Source organism: Kitasatospora sp. CB01950 (assembly GCF_001905465.1).
Lineage (GTDB): Bacteria > Actinomycetota > Actinomycetes > Streptomycetales > Streptomycetaceae > Kitasatospora.
This window is the reverse complement of record NZ_LISX01000020.1, coordinates 73453-87792: the sequence shown is the minus strand read 5'-3', so window position 1 is coordinate 87792 and position 14340 is coordinate 73453. Positions and strand designations below refer to the sequence as shown.

At 73.5% G+C, this 14340-nt stretch carries 15 protein-coding genes; 5 read left to right on the top strand and 10 right to left on the bottom strand.

Annotated features, from left to right (window positions below):
* Nucleotides 1–19: 19 nt before the first annotated feature.
* The gene (locus tag AMK19_RS32100; RefSeq protein ID WP_083647540.1) at nt 20–1501 is read right to left on the bottom strand and encodes an FAD-binding oxidoreductase; all 1482 of its coding nucleotides are present in this window, start codon (nt 1499–1501) and stop codon (nt 20–22) included.
* A 188-nt stretch (nt 1502–1689) separates the two neighbouring features.
* On the opposite strand from AMK19_RS32100, the gene AMK19_RS32095 reads away from it, so the two are divergent.
* Nucleotides 1690–3981 (top strand): FdhF/YdeP family oxidoreductase, encoded by a 2292-nt coding sequence (locus tag AMK19_RS32095; protein WP_073818731.1) that lies wholly within the window; start codon nt 1690–1692, stop codon nt 3979–3981.
* Here AMK19_RS32095 and AMK19_RS32090 read toward each other — a convergent pair.
* Together AMK19_RS32090 and AMK19_RS36695 are read right to left on the bottom strand one after the other, a co-directional pair.
* Nucleotides 3956–4264 (bottom strand): hypothetical protein, encoded by a 309-nt coding sequence (locus tag AMK19_RS32090; protein ID WP_073818729.1) that lies wholly within the window; start codon nt 4262–4264, stop codon nt 3956–3958. The two genes, AMK19_RS32095 and AMK19_RS32090, sit on opposite strands and share 26 nt — an antisense overlap.
* A gap of 72 nt (nt 4265–4336) precedes the next feature.
* Nucleotides 4337–4732, bottom strand: a complete 396-nt coding sequence (locus AMK19_RS36695) for a GNAT family protein (protein ID WP_073818727.1) — start codon at nt 4730–4732, stop codon at nt 4337–4339.
* A gap of 152 nt (nt 4733–4884) precedes the next feature.
* Between AMK19_RS36695 and AMK19_RS32080 the strand changes: the two genes are divergently transcribed.
* A complete protein-coding gene (locus AMK19_RS32080; RefSeq protein ID WP_073818726.1) occupies nt 4885–5952 on the top strand; it encodes a phytanoyl-CoA dioxygenase family protein in 1068 nt (355 codons plus the stop codon).
* Between the two features lie 87 nt (nt 5953–6039).
* Here AMK19_RS32080 and AMK19_RS32075 read toward each other — a convergent pair whose 3' ends face one another.
* From AMK19_RS32075 to AMK19_RS32065, 3 genes are all read right to left on the bottom strand, one after another.
* A complete protein-coding gene (locus AMK19_RS32075) occupies nt 6040–6237 on the bottom strand; it encodes a hypothetical protein (protein WP_073818725.1) in 198 nt (65 codons plus the stop codon).
* 191 nt (nt 6238–6428) lie between these two features.
* Nucleotides 6429–7448, bottom strand: a complete 1020-nt coding sequence (locus AMK19_RS32070) for an LLM class flavin-dependent oxidoreductase (RefSeq protein ID WP_073818723.1) — start codon at nt 7446–7448, stop codon at nt 6429–6431.
* 96 nt (nt 7449–7544) lie between these two features.
* On the bottom strand, nt 7545–8789 hold the full coding sequence (locus AMK19_RS32065; RefSeq protein ID WP_073818721.1) for an MFS transporter: 1245 nt from the start codon (nt 8787–8789) through the stop codon (nt 7545–7547).
* A 344-nt stretch (nt 8790–9133) separates the two neighbouring features.
* On the opposite strand from AMK19_RS32065, the gene AMK19_RS36280 reads away from it, so the two are divergent.
* Nucleotides 9134–9415: a hypothetical protein gene (locus AMK19_RS36280; RefSeq protein ID WP_073818719.1), complete on the top strand. Its 282-nt coding sequence runs from the start codon at nt 9134–9136 to the stop codon at nt 9413–9415.
* Here the strand turns inward: AMK19_RS36280 and AMK19_RS32055 are convergent.
* The 4 genes from AMK19_RS32055 to AMK19_RS32040 are packed head-to-tail and all read right to left on the bottom strand — an operon-like array spanning nt 9402 to nt 12234.
* The gene (locus AMK19_RS32055; protein WP_073818717.1) at nt 9402–10229 is read right to left on the bottom strand and encodes an aldo/keto reductase; all 828 of its coding nucleotides are present in this window, start codon (nt 10227–10229) and stop codon (nt 9402–9404) included. The genes AMK19_RS36280 and AMK19_RS32055 overlap by 14 nt on opposite strands.
* Nucleotides 10230–10233: 4 nt before the next feature.
* Nucleotides 10234–10581, bottom strand: coding sequence for a nuclear transport factor 2 family protein (locus tag AMK19_RS32050; protein ID WP_073818715.1), 348 nt, complete (start codon nt 10579–10581; stop codon nt 10234–10236).
* Nucleotides 10582–10594: 13 nt separating this feature from the next.
* Complete coding sequence (locus AMK19_RS32045) at nt 10595–11002, bottom strand: GlcG/HbpS family heme-binding protein (protein ID WP_073818713.1); 408 nt, start codon at nt 11000–11002, stop codon at nt 10595–10597.
* Nucleotides 11003–11040: 38 nt separating this feature from the next.
* A complete protein-coding gene (locus AMK19_RS32040) occupies nt 11041–12234 on the bottom strand; it encodes an MFS transporter (protein ID WP_073818711.1) in 1194 nt (397 codons plus the stop codon).
* A gap of 172 nt (nt 12235–12406) precedes the next feature.
* On the opposite strand from AMK19_RS32040, the gene AMK19_RS32035 reads away from it, so the two are divergent.
* Both AMK19_RS32035 and AMK19_RS32030 read left to right on the top strand, forming a co-directional pair.
* Complete coding sequence (locus AMK19_RS32035) at nt 12407–12892, top strand: MarR family winged helix-turn-helix transcriptional regulator (RefSeq protein ID WP_073818709.1); 486 nt, start codon at nt 12407–12409, stop codon at nt 12890–12892.
* Between the two features lie 174 nt (nt 12893–13066).
* A complete protein-coding gene (locus AMK19_RS32030; protein WP_073818707.1) occupies nt 13067–14323 on the top strand; it encodes an MFS transporter in 1257 nt (418 codons plus the stop codon).
* The last annotated feature ends 17 nt before the right edge of the window (nt 14324–14340 follow it).

Genomic DNA, 14340 nt, shown 5'->3' with positions numbered 1-14340 from the left:
GGCGAAGCCCTCTCAGTGGTCAACGACCGGTCAATGTGTCCAGTGGACAAGCTCGTTGACCGCGAGGCAACCCCGTTTCCGGTCGCGGCAGGGGCACGGCCTGCGGGAAGTCGAAGAACCCGTCCGGGTCGTGGGCCGCCCTGACGGCCGACAGTCGCGGCAGGTTGGCGCCGTAGTAGGCGTGCGCGTAGTCCTCCAGCTGCGGGTCGGCGTAGTTGACGTAGGCCCGGTCGCCGGCCCAGGGCCGCATGGCGCGCCGGAGCGTGCGCAGCCAGCGGGCGGCGTCGTCGAGGACGGCGGCCGGGGTGCCGGGGTCGTACGAGCAGTGGTACTGCGCGGAGAACAGCGCGTCGCGGTGGACGAACGCGGTGGCGTCGGGGGCGACGCGTCCGACCGCGCCGCGCAGGCTGTCCAGCAGGACGTAGCCCGAACCGCCGTCAGCCGCACGGCGGTTGACGGCGGCGACCAGGGTGTCGACGCCGGCGGGCGGCAGCGGGACGGGGAAGAAGTTGGACGTGGCGACGAACGGCGGCCGGTCGAGCACGGCGTCGGGCGTCCGGCCCGTCAGGTGCAGTTGCGAGGGGGTGCCCGGGTGGCCCGTCATCGACATGATCATCTCCCGGTAGGGGACGATCTCGTGGCGCTGTTCGACCGGCTCGGTCCCGACGGCGGCGACCAGGGCGCCGGCGGCGTCGAGGCCGTCGCCGAGGACGTACAGGTGCGCCTCCGCCGTGCACTCTCCCGTCGGCCCGGCGGTCAGCCGCAGGCTGGACCACTGTTCGTCCGGCCGGGCCGGCGCCCAGCGCTGCCAGGCGTCCAGCACCCGGCCCGCGTCGCGCCAACTCCAGCGCAGCGAGGCCGTGGTGACCTCGGTCGTCGGGTGCGTGCGGAACGTGAACGAGGTGACGACCCCGAAGTTGCCGCCCCCGCCGCCGCGCAACGCCCAGAACAGCTCGGGCTCGCGCTCCGCCGAGCACTCCCGGCTGCGGCCGTCCGCGGTCACCAGCACCGCGGACAGCAGCCGATCGCACGTCAACCCGTAGGCGCGGCAGACGGATCCGAGTCCGCCGCCGAGGGTCAGCCCGGCGATGCCGACGGTCGGGCAGCTCCCGGCGGGGATGGCCCGGTCGTCGGCGAGCAGCGCGTCGTACACGTCGATGAGCAGCGCGCCGCCGCCGATCGTCGCCGTGTCGGCGTCGACGGTGACGGCGTTCATCCGGCCCAGGTCGAGCGTGATCCCCGGGCTGGTGGACCAGCCCCCGTAGCTGTGGCTCCCGCTGCGGGCCGCCAGCGGCAGCCCGTACCGCCGGGCGAACGCGATCGTCTGCCGCACGTCCTCGGCCTGCTGCGCGAACACCACCGCCTGCGGCCGCACCTCGAACCGCGAGTTGTACGGCAGCCGGGCCACCCCGTACCCCTCCTCGCCCGGCCGGACCAGTCCCCCGTCGAGATCCCGGGCCAGGGCGGACCAGTCGGCCGAGGTCGTACGCGTCTGATTCATCCTGCCGATTGTGGGGCCGCACCACCGGTGGTGACCAGGGGGCGTGTGGTGCGGGTGGGTGGTTCGCGGGGGCGGGCGGGCGTGGGCGGCGGCGTCGGGGCGGGGCGGGCGGCAGGATCCGGAAGGTCGTTGCCAGCCGCAGCGGCACCGTTGACCCCGGTGCCGTTCACCGAGGCGGGAGTGCCGTCGTGACCGCAACCGAGGAACCGGACAGCGCCGAGCCGCGAGTGGAGCCCTATCGGCATCCGGCCGCGGGGTGGGGTGCGGCGAAGTCGGTGGCGCGGGTGCTGGCGCGGACGGGCGAGTGGGTGGACGGGCCGCGGGCGGTGCTGCGGATGAACCACGAGAACGGGGGCTTCGACTGTCCGGGGTGCGCGTGGCCGGACGACTACAAGGGCCTGCACCTGGACATCTGCGAGAACGGCATCAAGCACGTCACGTGGGAGATGACGCGCAAGCGGGTGGGGCGGGAGTTCTTCGCGGCGCACACCGTCGCCGAGCTCTCCACGTGGAGCGATTTCGCGTTGGAGGACCAGGGGCGGCTGACCGAGCCGATGGTGTACGACGCGGACTCCGACCGGTACCTGCCGATCTCCTGGCAGCAGGCGTTCGAGCTGGTCGGCGGGGCGCTGCGCGGGCTGGACGATCCGAACCGGGCGGCGTTCTACACCTCGGGGCGCCTCGGCAACGAGGCGACGTTCCTGTACCAGTTGCTGGCCCGTGAGCTGGGCACCAACAACCTCCCGGACTGTTCGAACATGTGTCACGAGGCGTCCGGCCGGGCGCTGACGGCCTCGCTCGGCACCGGGAAGGGCACCGTCGACCTGAAGGACTGGGAGGCCGCGGACGCGCTGTTCATCCTCGGGGTGAACGCCGCGTCGAACGCGCCGCGGATGCTGACCGCGCTTGCGGACGCGCACCGGCGGGGCGCGCAGGTGGTGCACATCAATCCGCTGGTGGAGGCGGCGGCGACCCGCACCATCGTGCCGCACGAGTTCGCGAACATGGCGCTGATGCGGGCCACCTCGACCAGCACGCTGAACCTTCAGGTGCGGATCGGCGGGGACTTCGCGCTGCTGCGGGCGATGGCGAAGGCGCTGCTGGAGCAGGCGAAGCACGATCCGCGGGCGCTGGACGAGGAGTTCGTCGAGCGGCACACCGCGGGTTTCGCCGCGTACCGGGAGCTGTGCGAGCGCACGCCGTGGGAGGAGTTGGAGCGGCAGAGCGGGCTGAGCCGGGCGCAGTTGCTGGAGGCGGCGCGGGTGTACCGGGAGGCGGACCGGTCGATCTTCTCCTGGTGTCTGGGGGTGACGCAGCACGAGCACGGGGTGGACACCGTCCGGGAGATCGTCAACGTGCTGCTGCTGCGCGGGAATCTGGGCCGGGAGGGCGCGGGGCCGTCGCCGGTGCGCGGGCATTCGAACGTCCAGGGCAACCGGACCTGCGGGATCGACCACCGGCCGGCGGCGGCGTTCCTGGACCGGTTGGCGACGGTGTGCGGGATCGATCCGCCGCGCGAGCCGGGGCTGGACACGGTGGGGGTGATCGGGGCGATGGCGCGCGGCGAGGTGTCGGTGTTCGTCGGGATGGGCGGCAACTTCGCGATGGCCGCGCCGGACACCGCTTTCACCCACCGGGCGCTGCGCAGCTGCGAGTTGACGGTGCACGTGTCGACGAAGCTGAACCGCAGCCATCTGGTGCACGGGCGGCGGGCGTTGATCCTGCCGTGTCTGGGCCGCACCGAGCAGGACCGGCAGCGCGGCGGGGTGCAGGCCACCTCGGTGGAGGACTCGATGAGCATGGTGCACCTGTCGGTGGGCATGCGGAAGCGTCTGCCGTCGCCGCACCTGTTGTCGGAGCCTGCCATCGTCGCGGGCATCGCGCGGGCGGCGCTGCCGGACAGTGCGACGCCGTGGGAGTGGTACGTGGAGGACTACGACCGGATCCGCGACACCATGGCGAAGGCGCTGGACGGTTTCGAGGACTTCAACCGCCGGGTGCGGCTGCCGCTGGGGTTCCGGATCAAGCAGCCGGCCCGCGAGCTGGTGTTCCTGACCCCGTCGGGGAAGGCGGAGTTCTCCGCCGCTCCGCTGCCGGACGTGGTGCCGGAGCCGGGGACGCTGGTGCTGGGCACGATGCGCTCGCACGACCAGTGGAACACCACGATCTACTCGGACGACGACCGCTACCGGGGGGTGCGGAACCTGCGCACGCTGGTGTTCATGAACCGCGAGGACATGCGGGAGCGCCGTCTGGCCGAACTCGATCCGGTCGACATCACGGCGACGGCCCGGGACGGCTCGACGCGCGCGCTGCACGGCTACCTGGCCGTCCCGTACGACCTGCCGCGCGGCTGTGCGGCCGGGTACATGCCGGAGATGAACGTGCTGTGCGCGCTGGGCGACTTCAGCAGCCAGAGCGATCAGCCGATCATGAAGCACCTGAACGTGGTGGTCAGCCGCGCCGCCACCACGCCCTGACGGACCGCCACATGCCGCGGGCGGGGCGGCTCGGGCCGGTCGTGAGCAGCGCCCGGCCGTCGAACCGGCCGCCGGGCACCTCGATCGGCGCTTTGCGGTCGGCCTCGGCGAGCAGTTCGGCGTGCGCCGCGTACGAGGTGCCGCGCACCGCCTCCTCGTACGCGGCCAGTGCGCCGCCCACTGCGGCGGCGGCTCCGCGGTGGCGCCGCAGTGCCTGTCCGGCCAGGCCGAGCAGGGTCAGCACGGCGGCCAGGACGGCCAGCACGATCAGGTAGGACAGCATCACCGCTCCGGGGTCGGTTCCGGTACTCGGTCCTCCAACGTCCGTGCCGGGTCGGGCAGTTCCGCAGGTTCGTCAGCCGGGGAGACCGAACAGCGCGGTGCAGTCGGCGAGGCCGGCGAGGTGGATGTCCTCGCGGCGGGTGGGCTGCCAGTCGGCGCGGTCGAGGCGGAAGCGCTGAGTGAGGGCGGGTTCGCCCTGGCGGTTCTCGCGTACGAGGCCGTCGGGGCGGTAGCCGAGTTTGCGGGAGACTGCGATGGAGGCGGCGTTGTCGGTGAACGAGGCGGAGGTCGCGGATTCGGCGGCGGACCGGCCGGCGCGACGGCGCGCTGCGGAACCGGGTGGAGGCCGGGGCCGACGGGGACGAGGAAAGCGCTCGTCGACGCGCCGGCTCGCGGCCGCAGCGAGCGCGACCCGTGGCCGACTACGGTTACCGGTCAGGAACTTGACAAGCCTGATGGTCTGAACCAATCTGGCGATCGAAAGCGGCCGCGACGCCTTCCCGGCACCGCCCTTCCCCGCCGCCGATCTCGCTGCTCGGCCCCGCTGCGGGGGCCGCCGCGCCCGTCCCGCCTCGTCTCGCGCGGGCGCTCTCGTTCCGCCTGCTCCCTGGAGGGGCTCCCATGTCCGTACCGTCCCGCCGCGCCCACCTGTTCCGGGCCGCGAGCGACCGCCCGTACTTCAGCACCGACGGCGAGTCGTACCTCGCCCAGCACACCCTGCGCGAACTGGCCAAGTCCCGGCCGCTGCGCGTGCTGTCCGAGGAGGACTTCGCGCACTGGCAGACCTACGGCTACGTGATCGTCCGCGAGGCGGTGCCGGCCGAACACGCCCGCCGGATGCTCGACTTCGCCTTCGAGTTCCAGGGGCTGGACCCGCACGACCCGGACAGCTGGTTCGTCGACCGGCCGTTCCGCTCCGAACTCGACCAGCAGTTGCACGTCTACGGCTTCGTCGAGGCGTACCACCACCAACTGCTGTGGGACAGCCGGCAGAACCTGCGGGTCTACGACGCGTTCGTCGACGTCTGGGACTGCGAGGAACTGTGGGTCACCCTGGACCGGCTCAACCTGAACCCGCCCAATCGCGGCAGCCGCGACCGGGCGCTGATCGACCCCGCCGACCGGGGCGCCGACGTCGAGCTGCACTGGGACATCGACACCTCCCTGGGCGTTCCGCCGCAGCGCGTGCAGGGCATCGTCGCCCTCAACGACTCCGCGCCGGAGACCGGCGGCTTCCACTGCAGCCCCGAGCTGTTCCGGCGCTTCGAGCCGTGGAAGCTCGCCCAGCCGGCCGGCCGCAACCCCGTCCGGCCCGTCGTCGACCGCGCCGAACTCCCGGTCGTCCGACCGGACTTGCACCCCGGCGACCTGCTGATCTGGAACGGCCTGCTGGCGCACGGCGTCGCCCGCAACCTGTCCGAGCAGGGCGTGCGGGCCGTGCAGTACCTGTCGATGATGCCCGCGCTGGAGGAGCACGAACGGCTGCGCAGGTCCCGCGTCGACTCCTGGCGGCACCTGCACACCCCGCGCTGGAACCGCACCCTGGTGGGCGACCCGGTCCTGCCCGAGTCCAGGCGCTACCCGACGGCGCGGCTCACCGAACTCGGCAGCCGGCTGCTCGGCCTGGCCTCCTGGCACGAGCCGGCCGCGTTCGAGATCGGGACGACCCCGTACGTCGCCTCCGCCTGACCCGACCCTGCCCGCCGACCGGGCCTGCGCGGTGCCCCGACGCCCGGCGCACCGCGCAGGCCGGCGACCTCCGCCGCGGGGCGCCGGTCATCCGTTCCGTCGGCCGGCCCGGTTCCACCACGCCATGTCGGCCTCGGCCTGTTCGAGGTCGTCGAGGCGGCGGACGGCGCGGCTGACGAACTCGGCGGGGAGCCGGACGGCGTGCTCGGTGACGTAGTGGGCGAGCCGCCGGGCCAGACGTACCGGCCGTCGGTCAGGTCGGCGTTGCCGTTGGAGCGGCCGCACCGGCGGCAGCGGGAGGCACCCATGTACTGGCGGATCGGCCGGCCCCGGTCGAGGTGGGCGGCGACCCGGGACCGTTCCTCCCCGTCCCAGGTCTCGTCCACCAGCCGTGCCGCGTCCGGCAGTTCGGGCGTCTGCGGCGAGGCCCAGTAGCCCAGCGCCCGCAGCACCGGGCTCCCCTGTCGGAGGCCGGGTCAGGAGACGCCGGGCGGCCCGGTCGGCAGCGCGCGGGCCAGGGACTCCAGCGAGCCCAGCGCGTCGGGGCCGGCCGGGGTGAGGACGACGGTGGTGGCCCCGGCGGCGTGGCGGGCGGCGACGGCGGCGCGGGCCTGGTCGGGGGTGCCGACGACGGCGAGGGCGCGGACCTGCTCGGCGGGCAGGGTGCGGGCGAACTCCGCGCCGTCGGCGCAGGCCGCGCGGTGGGCGCGGAGTTCGGCGGCGAACGGCAGGGGGTCGATGTGGGCGGCCCAGTCGGGTTCGCCGATCGCGGCCAGGCCGGCCCGGACCCGGTCGAGGGCGGTGGCCTCGTCCGCGTCGACCGCCGCGACGTCGTAGGTGACGACCGTGGCGTCCGGGCGCAGGTGGCGGCGGGAGGCCTCGATGTACGCGGGGGCGGCGGGTTCGGCCAGCAGCAGCCCGTCGGCGACCTCGCCGGCCGCGGCCTGCGACTTGGGGCCGCGCACGCCGAGGATCACCGGCGGGACGACCTCCGGAAGCTCCGTCAGCCGCACGCCCTCGCACTGCACGTAGCGTCCGTTCGCGGGGCCGGGTTCGCCGCGCAGCAGGGTGCGCAGCGCGGTGGTGTACTCCTTGAGCAGCGTCAGCGGGCTGGCCGGCCAGGCGCCGGCGTCGCGCATCCAGCCGGGCATGCCGTGGCCGATGCCGACGGTCAGGCGGCCGGGGTGGAGTTGGGCGAGGGTGGCGAGTTCCATCGCGGCGAAGCAGACGTTGCGGGCGCCGGCGGGCAGGATGCCGATGCCGACGGTGATCCGTTCGGTCACGGCGAGGAGGGTCGCGGCCTGGGCGATGCCGCCTCGCCAGCCGAGGTCCTCGACCACCCAGAGTTCGTCGAAGCCCAACTCCTCGGCCCGGCGCGCGTAGGGGTGGAGGTCGTTGACCGGCAGGTCGCGGGGCAGCATGACGCCGATCCGGCCTGCGTCGGTCCTGGCCGGGGCGGTCCGGCCCGGGGCGGGGGCTGCTTCGGTGCTGGGCATCGAGGGCTCCTCGGGAGGGTGTTCCGCGCGACCCGTCACGCCGACGCGGAAAATCCGGTGATCATACCGTCAGCCCGGTCCCCGCATGAGGACCCGTCAGTGTGCCGCCACCGCCGACTCGTCCGCCACCGGCTCACCCGCCACCGGCTCACCCGCCATCGCCTCACCCGCCACCGCCCGGTCCGCCACCGCGACCGGCGCCTTCCGGTCCGCCGCCCACGCCCCGGCCGCGATCAGGAAGCCGATGAACGCCAGCCCCGCGCCGACCAGCGTGGGCGAGGTCCACCCGAAGCCGAAGGAGAGCGCCAGCCCGCCGTAGAACGCGCCCTGCGCGTTGGCCAGGTTGAACGCGCCCTGCACCGTCGCGGACGCCAGCGTGGGCGCCGAGCGGGCCTTCTGGATCACCAGCGTCTGCACGGTGGGCACGGTCGCGAACCCGGCCATGCCGATCAGCACCACCGTCAGGGCGGCCGACCACCGGGCGTGCGAGGTGACCGCGAACAGCGCGAGCGCGCCGGACATCGCGAGGAACGAGGCGCACAGCGACGGCCGCAGCGCCCGGTCGGCCGCGTACCCGCCGATGGCGTTGCCGATGGTCATGCCGACGCCGAACAGCGCGAGGATCACGGTGACGGAGGAGTCGGCGAAGCCGGCGACCTCGGTGAGGACGGGGGTGATGTAGCTGTAGCAGGCGAACAGCCCGGCGCAGCCGAACACCACGGTGGCCAGCGCGTACCAGAGCTGCCGGTTGCCGAACGCGGCGAGTTCGTTGCGCACTCCGCCGCCGGGGTGGGTGGGCAGCTGCGGGACGAGGCGGGCGATGGCGAGTGCGCCGAGCAGGCCGATCACGACCACGACGAGCATCGCGGCGCGCCAGCCGAGGTGCTGCCCGAGCAGGGTGGCGACAGGGACGCCGAGGATGTTGGCGACGGTGAGGCCGGAGAACATCACCGAGACGGCGCGGGCCCGCAGATGGGGGGCGACGAGTTCGGCGGCGGCGACGGCGCCCGCGCCGAAGAACGCGCCGTGCGGGAGTCCGGCGATCAGCCGGGCGGCGGCGAGGAAGCCGAAGTTCGGGGCGACCGCGCACAGCAGGTTGCCGGCGGTGAACAGCGCGGCCAGGCCGACCAGGACGGTCTTGCGGGGCAGTCGGGCGGCGCCGACGGTGAGCAGCGGGGCGCCGATCACCACGCCGATCGCGTACATGGAGATCAGCCAGCCGGCGTGCGGGATGGACACGTCGAGGCTGTCCGCGATCTGCGGGAGCAGTCCCATGGCCGCGAACTCGGTGGTGCCGATGGCGAACGCGGTGATGGCGAGGGCGACGAGCGCCAAGGGCATGGGGGTGCTCCACAACGGGGGTCGGCGGGGTGGCTGGGCAGCGGCACCGACGGAATGTCAACGTTGTCAGTGCTAACCGATCCTACCGGCCCCGTCCGCCTCCCCCGCCGGTCCGTCCGGATGGCGGTCCGGCGACGGACGGGTGTCCTCGCGGTGTCGGTGCCCTCCCGATGGCGGTCCCGGCGAACCAGGTACGGGCGAACCGGGCGCGGGCCTCGTCGGTGGGCAGCACGCGGCCGAGTTCGGCCCGGCCGGGGAGCCTCGGGAAGAACCGCTCGGCGTTCCAACTGTGCGGGTACGCCGGGTGGTCCAGCACCAGCAGCCGGTGCCCGTCGACGGCGGGGATGTCGTCGGGCAGGCCCTCGTTCCAGATCCGGTCGCTGCCGGGCGAGCCGGCCGCGAAGCTGTACGGCGACCCGGACGGCGACTTCGAGGGCGTGCCGCCCGAGCAGTCCGCCGTGGCCGCCGCCTTCGCCGACCTGGAGCGCGAACAGGCCGCCACCGACGCCGAGTTCGCCAGGCGCCCCGACCCGGCGGCCCGCATCGGCCGCGACCGCGACGCCGTCAGCCCGGGCGCGTGGGGCGCACCCGGGCTTGCAGGAGGAGGGGCGGTCAGGCGGCGTTGAACTCGTCCGGGTTCGGGCCGGTGCGCAGGCCTCGGTCGGTGGCGGCGATGGCGGTCATCTCGTCGTCGGTGAGGGTGAAGTCGAAGACGTCGAGGTTCTGCCGGATCCGGGCCGGTGTGACGGACTTCGGGATCACCAGGTTGCCGAGCTGGAGGTGCCAGCGCAGCACCACCTGGGCGGGGGACTTGCCGGTGCGCTCGGCGATCGCGGTGATCGCCGGGTCGCCCAGCACGGCGCCCTGGGCGAGCGGGCTCCAGGCCTCGGTGGCGATGCCGTGCGCGGCGTGGAACTTTCGCAGCTCGGCCTGCTGGAGGCCCGGGTGCAGCTCGACCTGGTTGACGGCGGGCACCAGGCCGCCGTTCTCGATCAGCCGGGTCAGGTGCGCGGGCTGGAAGTTGGAGACGCCCGCGGCACGGATCCGGCCGTCGGCGGCGAGGCGCTCGACGGCCCGCCAGGAGTCGAGGTACAGGTCGCGGGCCGGGGTGGGCCAGTGGATCAGGTACAGGTCGACGGTCTCCAGGCCGAGCTTGTCGAGGCCGGCGTCGAAGGCCCGCAGCGTGGCGTCGTAGCCCTGGTCGGCGTTCCACAGCTTGGTGGTGACGAACAGTTCCTCGCGCGGCAGCCCGGACGCGGCCAGCGCCTTGCCGACGCCGCGCTCGTTGCCGTAGATCGCGGCGGTGTCGATGCTGCGGTAGCCGGACTCCAGGGCGGTGGCGACGGCGGCGGTGGTCTCCTCGTCCGGGACCTGGAAGACGCCGAAGCCGAGCTGCGGCATCTCGACGCCGTTGTTGAGGGTGACGGTGGGGACGGTCATGGGATCAAGCCCTTTCGGTGAGGGTGTAGTTGAGGGTCTGGGCGCGGATCGGGCCGGCGCGGAAGATGAAGGTGTCGACTCCGTCGGTCGCCTGCCGGGTGGCGGTGGCGGCGCTCCACCGGAGGAACAGCAGGTCGTCGGCGAACTGCGGGTCCAACTGCCGGTCGGCGTCCGGGAGATCGGCCAGGAGGCGGCCGCGGACCCGCCGGACCCCGGCGTGGCCGCGGAACGCGCCCTCGGGGGTGATGAGGACGGCGTCCTCGGCGTAGCTCCCGGCGATCAGGTCGAGGTCGCCGGTGGCGAGGCGCCGGCCGTGTTCGGCGAAGACCTCCTGCGGGGTGCGGGCGGTCACCGGTCGAGTGCCGTCAGCCGAGTGCCGTCAGCGCGGCGGCGGCGAAGGAGTGGTCCTGTGCGGGGGCGCCGCCGCCGACGCCGACGAGCTTGCCGTCGCGGTGCACCGGGACGCCGCCGGCGATGAACAGCAGCGGCCGGTCGAGCGCGGTGGTCAGGCTGTGGAACGGGCCGTCCGGCTTGACGAGGTCGACCAGGTCGGCGGTCGGGGCGTTCAGCTGGAGCGCGGCGCAGGCCTTGCGGGTGCTGGTCTCGCCGGAGATCAGCACGGCCCGGTCGTCGCGGCGGAAGGCCGGCAGGTGGCCGCCCGCGTCCAGGACGGTGACGCCGACCGCGACCCCGACCGCCTCGGCGGCGGTGCGGGCGGCGGCGACCAGGGTCTCGGCGTCGACGGTGGTCAGCGGGGTGAGGGTGGTGCTCATGGCGGTGCTTTCTCCTGGAAGGAACGGGAGAGGGTCGGTCAGTGGTGGACGGGGACGGGGGCGGCGGTCACGGCGCCCTCCGGTACGGGGGTGCGGCGCTCCAGGACGGCGGACCAAACGGCGAGCAGGAGGGCGGCCCCGGCGAGCAGCGCGCCGACCCAGTTCGGGGCGGTGTAGCCGAGACCCGCGGCGATGACCTGGCCGCCGAGCCACGCGGCGAGCGCGTTGCCCAGGTTGAATGCTCCGATGTTGACGGCCGAGGCCAGCGTCGGCGCACCGTGCGCCTGGTCGAGGACCCGCTTCTGGAGCGGCGGGACGGTGGCGAAGCCGAGCGCCCCGACGAGCATGACGGTCACCGCGGCGAGGATCTTGTTGTGGGCGGTGAGGGTGAACAGGGCCAGGACGACGGCGAGTCCGCCGAGGGAGGTGTAGAGCATCGGCATCAGCTTGCGGTCGGCGAACCGGCCGCCGAGCAGGTTGCCGAGGAACATCCCGACGCCGAACAGGACCAGCAGCCAGGTGACGGCCCCGTCGGAGTACCCGGCGACGTTGGTCATCATCGGGGCGATGTAGGTGATCGCCGCGAACACGCCGCCGAAGCCGAGGACGGTCATCGCCATGGCGAGCAGGACCTGGGGGTTGCGGAACGCCTTGAGCTCGCGGCGCAGGTGGGCGCCTTCGGGGCGGGGCAGGGCGGGGACGAGCTTGGCGATGCCGAGCAGTCCGACCACGCCGAGCCCGGCGACGACGGCGAAGGTGACCCGCCAGCCGACGGCCTGGCCGATGAAGGTGCCCAGCGGAACGCCGACGATGTTGGCGATGGTGAGGCCGGTGAACATCGTGGCGATGGCGCCGGCCTTCTTCTCGGGGGCCACCAGTTCGGCGGCGACCACCGACCCGATGCCGAAGAACGCGCCGTGGGCCAGCGAGGCCACGATGCGGCCGGCGAGCATCACGCCCATGGTCGGCGCGACGGCGGAGAGCAGGTTCCCCACCACGAACAGGCCCATCAGGATCATGAGCATCTTCTTGCGGCTGATTCGGGTGCCGAGCACCGTCATCAGCGGGGCGCCGATGACGACGCCGATCGCGTAGCCGGTGACCAGGAGTCCGGCGGACGGGATGGACACCCCGTAGTCGCCGGCGATCTCGGGCAGCAGGCCCATGACCACGAACTCGGTGGTGCCGATCCCGAAGGCCCCGATGGCCAGGGCCAGGAGCGCGAGAGGCATGGTGTGCCGCCCTCCATACGATTGCTGTTGCGCCTTACATGCTCCGACAATAGTTGCAGACGCGGGCAACACGCAAATGCGGGCATTCGCCCATCGCCAATGGTGGGCGATGGCCGGTAATACGTGGAGGGGCTTACCCTGGGGGCATGCACCTGGAAGGAGAGCCGCGCCCATGACTGCCACGGACCCCGCGCTGACCGCCCTCGCCAACGGCTGGGCCGCCCTCCACCTCCTGGCCGGCCGGATCGAGGCGCACATCGAGCGCACCCTCCAGGCCGAGCACGACCTCAGCGTCCGCGAGTACTCGCTGCTCGACGTGCTCAGCCGCCAGCACGACGGCGAGGGCGGGCACCTGCAGATGAAGCAGGTCGCCGACGCGGTGGTGCTCAGCCAGAGCGCCACCACCCGCCTCGTCACGCGCCTGGAGGACCGCGGCCTGCTCTCGCGCTACCTCTGCGCGACCGACCGCCGCGGCATCTACACCGACGTGACCGGGCCCGGCCTTGAGCTGCTGGAAGCGGCCAGGCCGACCAACGAGGCCGCCCTCCGGGAGGCACTGGACGAGGCCGCCAAGAACCCCGAGCTGGCCCCGCTGGTCGCCACCGTCGAGGAGATGAACCTGTCGCGACGGCTCCCCGAGCCCGCCGCCACGCACTGACCGAGCACGCTGACCGAGCACGACGAAGCCCCGGGACCTCGCCAGGACGGTCCCGGGGCTTCGTCGTGCCGACCACCGCTGCCCGTCCGGGCGGTAAATCGGGTGCGGGCAGCACCACCCGGTGGCTAACGTCGGGGCTTTGCGAAAAACCGGTGCGGCGTGGGGCGGAACAAGATGAAACGGTCCGGTGGGCTGGGTCGGGCGTTCGGGGTGCTGTGGTCGGCTTCGGCGGTGTCGACGCTCGGGGACGGGATCGTCGCGGCGGCGGCGCCGCTGCTGGTGACGTCGCTGACCAGGGATCCGGTGCTGGTCGGCCTGTCGGTGTTCGTCCAGCAGCTGCCGTGGCTGGTGCTGGCCCCCGTCAGCGGGGTGCTGGTGGACCGGGTGGACCGGCGGCGGCTGACGGTGGCGATGAACGCGGCCCGGGCCGCGCTGACGGCGGTGCTGGCGCTGGCGGTCTTCGCGGGCGCGGCCTCGCTGCCGCTGATCTACGCGATCGGCCTGCTGCTGGGCAGTTGCGCCGCGCTCGGCGACAACGCGTCCTCCGCGCTGGTGCCCGCCGTCGTGCCGTCCGAGCAGCTGCCGAGCGCCAACTCCCGTATCTTCGGCGCGTATTCGGTGCTCAACAAGCTGTGCGGCCCGCCGCTGGGCGCGGCCCTGTTCGGGGTGGCGGCCGGGCTGCCGATGGCCGTCGATGCGGCGAGTTTCGCCGGCGCGGCCGCCCTGCTGTCGACGCTGCGCCTGCTGCCGCGCGACGAGCCGGAGCCCCGGACCGCGGCCCGGCCGCCGATGCGCCGTCAGTTCACCGAGGGGGCGCGCTGGCTGTGGGGGCAGCCGGCGGTGCGGACGCTGACGCTGGCGCTGTGCCTGATGAACGTGACGCTGATCGCCGGGTTCTCCGTCATGGTGCTGTACGCCCGTGAGCACCTGGGCCTGTCGGGTTTCGGCTACGGCGTGCTGATGTCGTCGGGCGCGGTGGGCGGCCTGGTGGGCGCGGCGGTGGCGCCGCGTCTTCAGGCCCGGTTCTCGTCCTCGGTGCTGCTGCGGGTGGGCCTGGTGCTGGAGACGCTGACGCATGTCGGCCTGGCGTTGGCGGATTCGGCGTGGGTGGCGGGCGCGGTGCTGGCGATGTTCGGCGTGCACGGCGCGGTGTGGATGGGCGTGGACCGGACGCTGGTGCAGCGGGCGGTGCCGAGTGAGCTGTACGGCCGGGTGATGAGCGTCTTCATGGCGCTGGCGGTGGGCGGTTCGGCTCTCGGCGCGCTGATCGGCGGCCCGCTGGCCCGTGCGTTCGGCCTGACCGGTCCGTTCTGGTTCTCGGCGGTGGTGATGGCGGCGCTGACGGCCTTCGCCTGGCGTCCGTTCAGCCGCTCGATCGACGACCGTGGGCCCGCCGCGGCCGTCCCGCGGGCCGCGGCGGTCGCCGACTGACGGTCGTGCCTACCGCC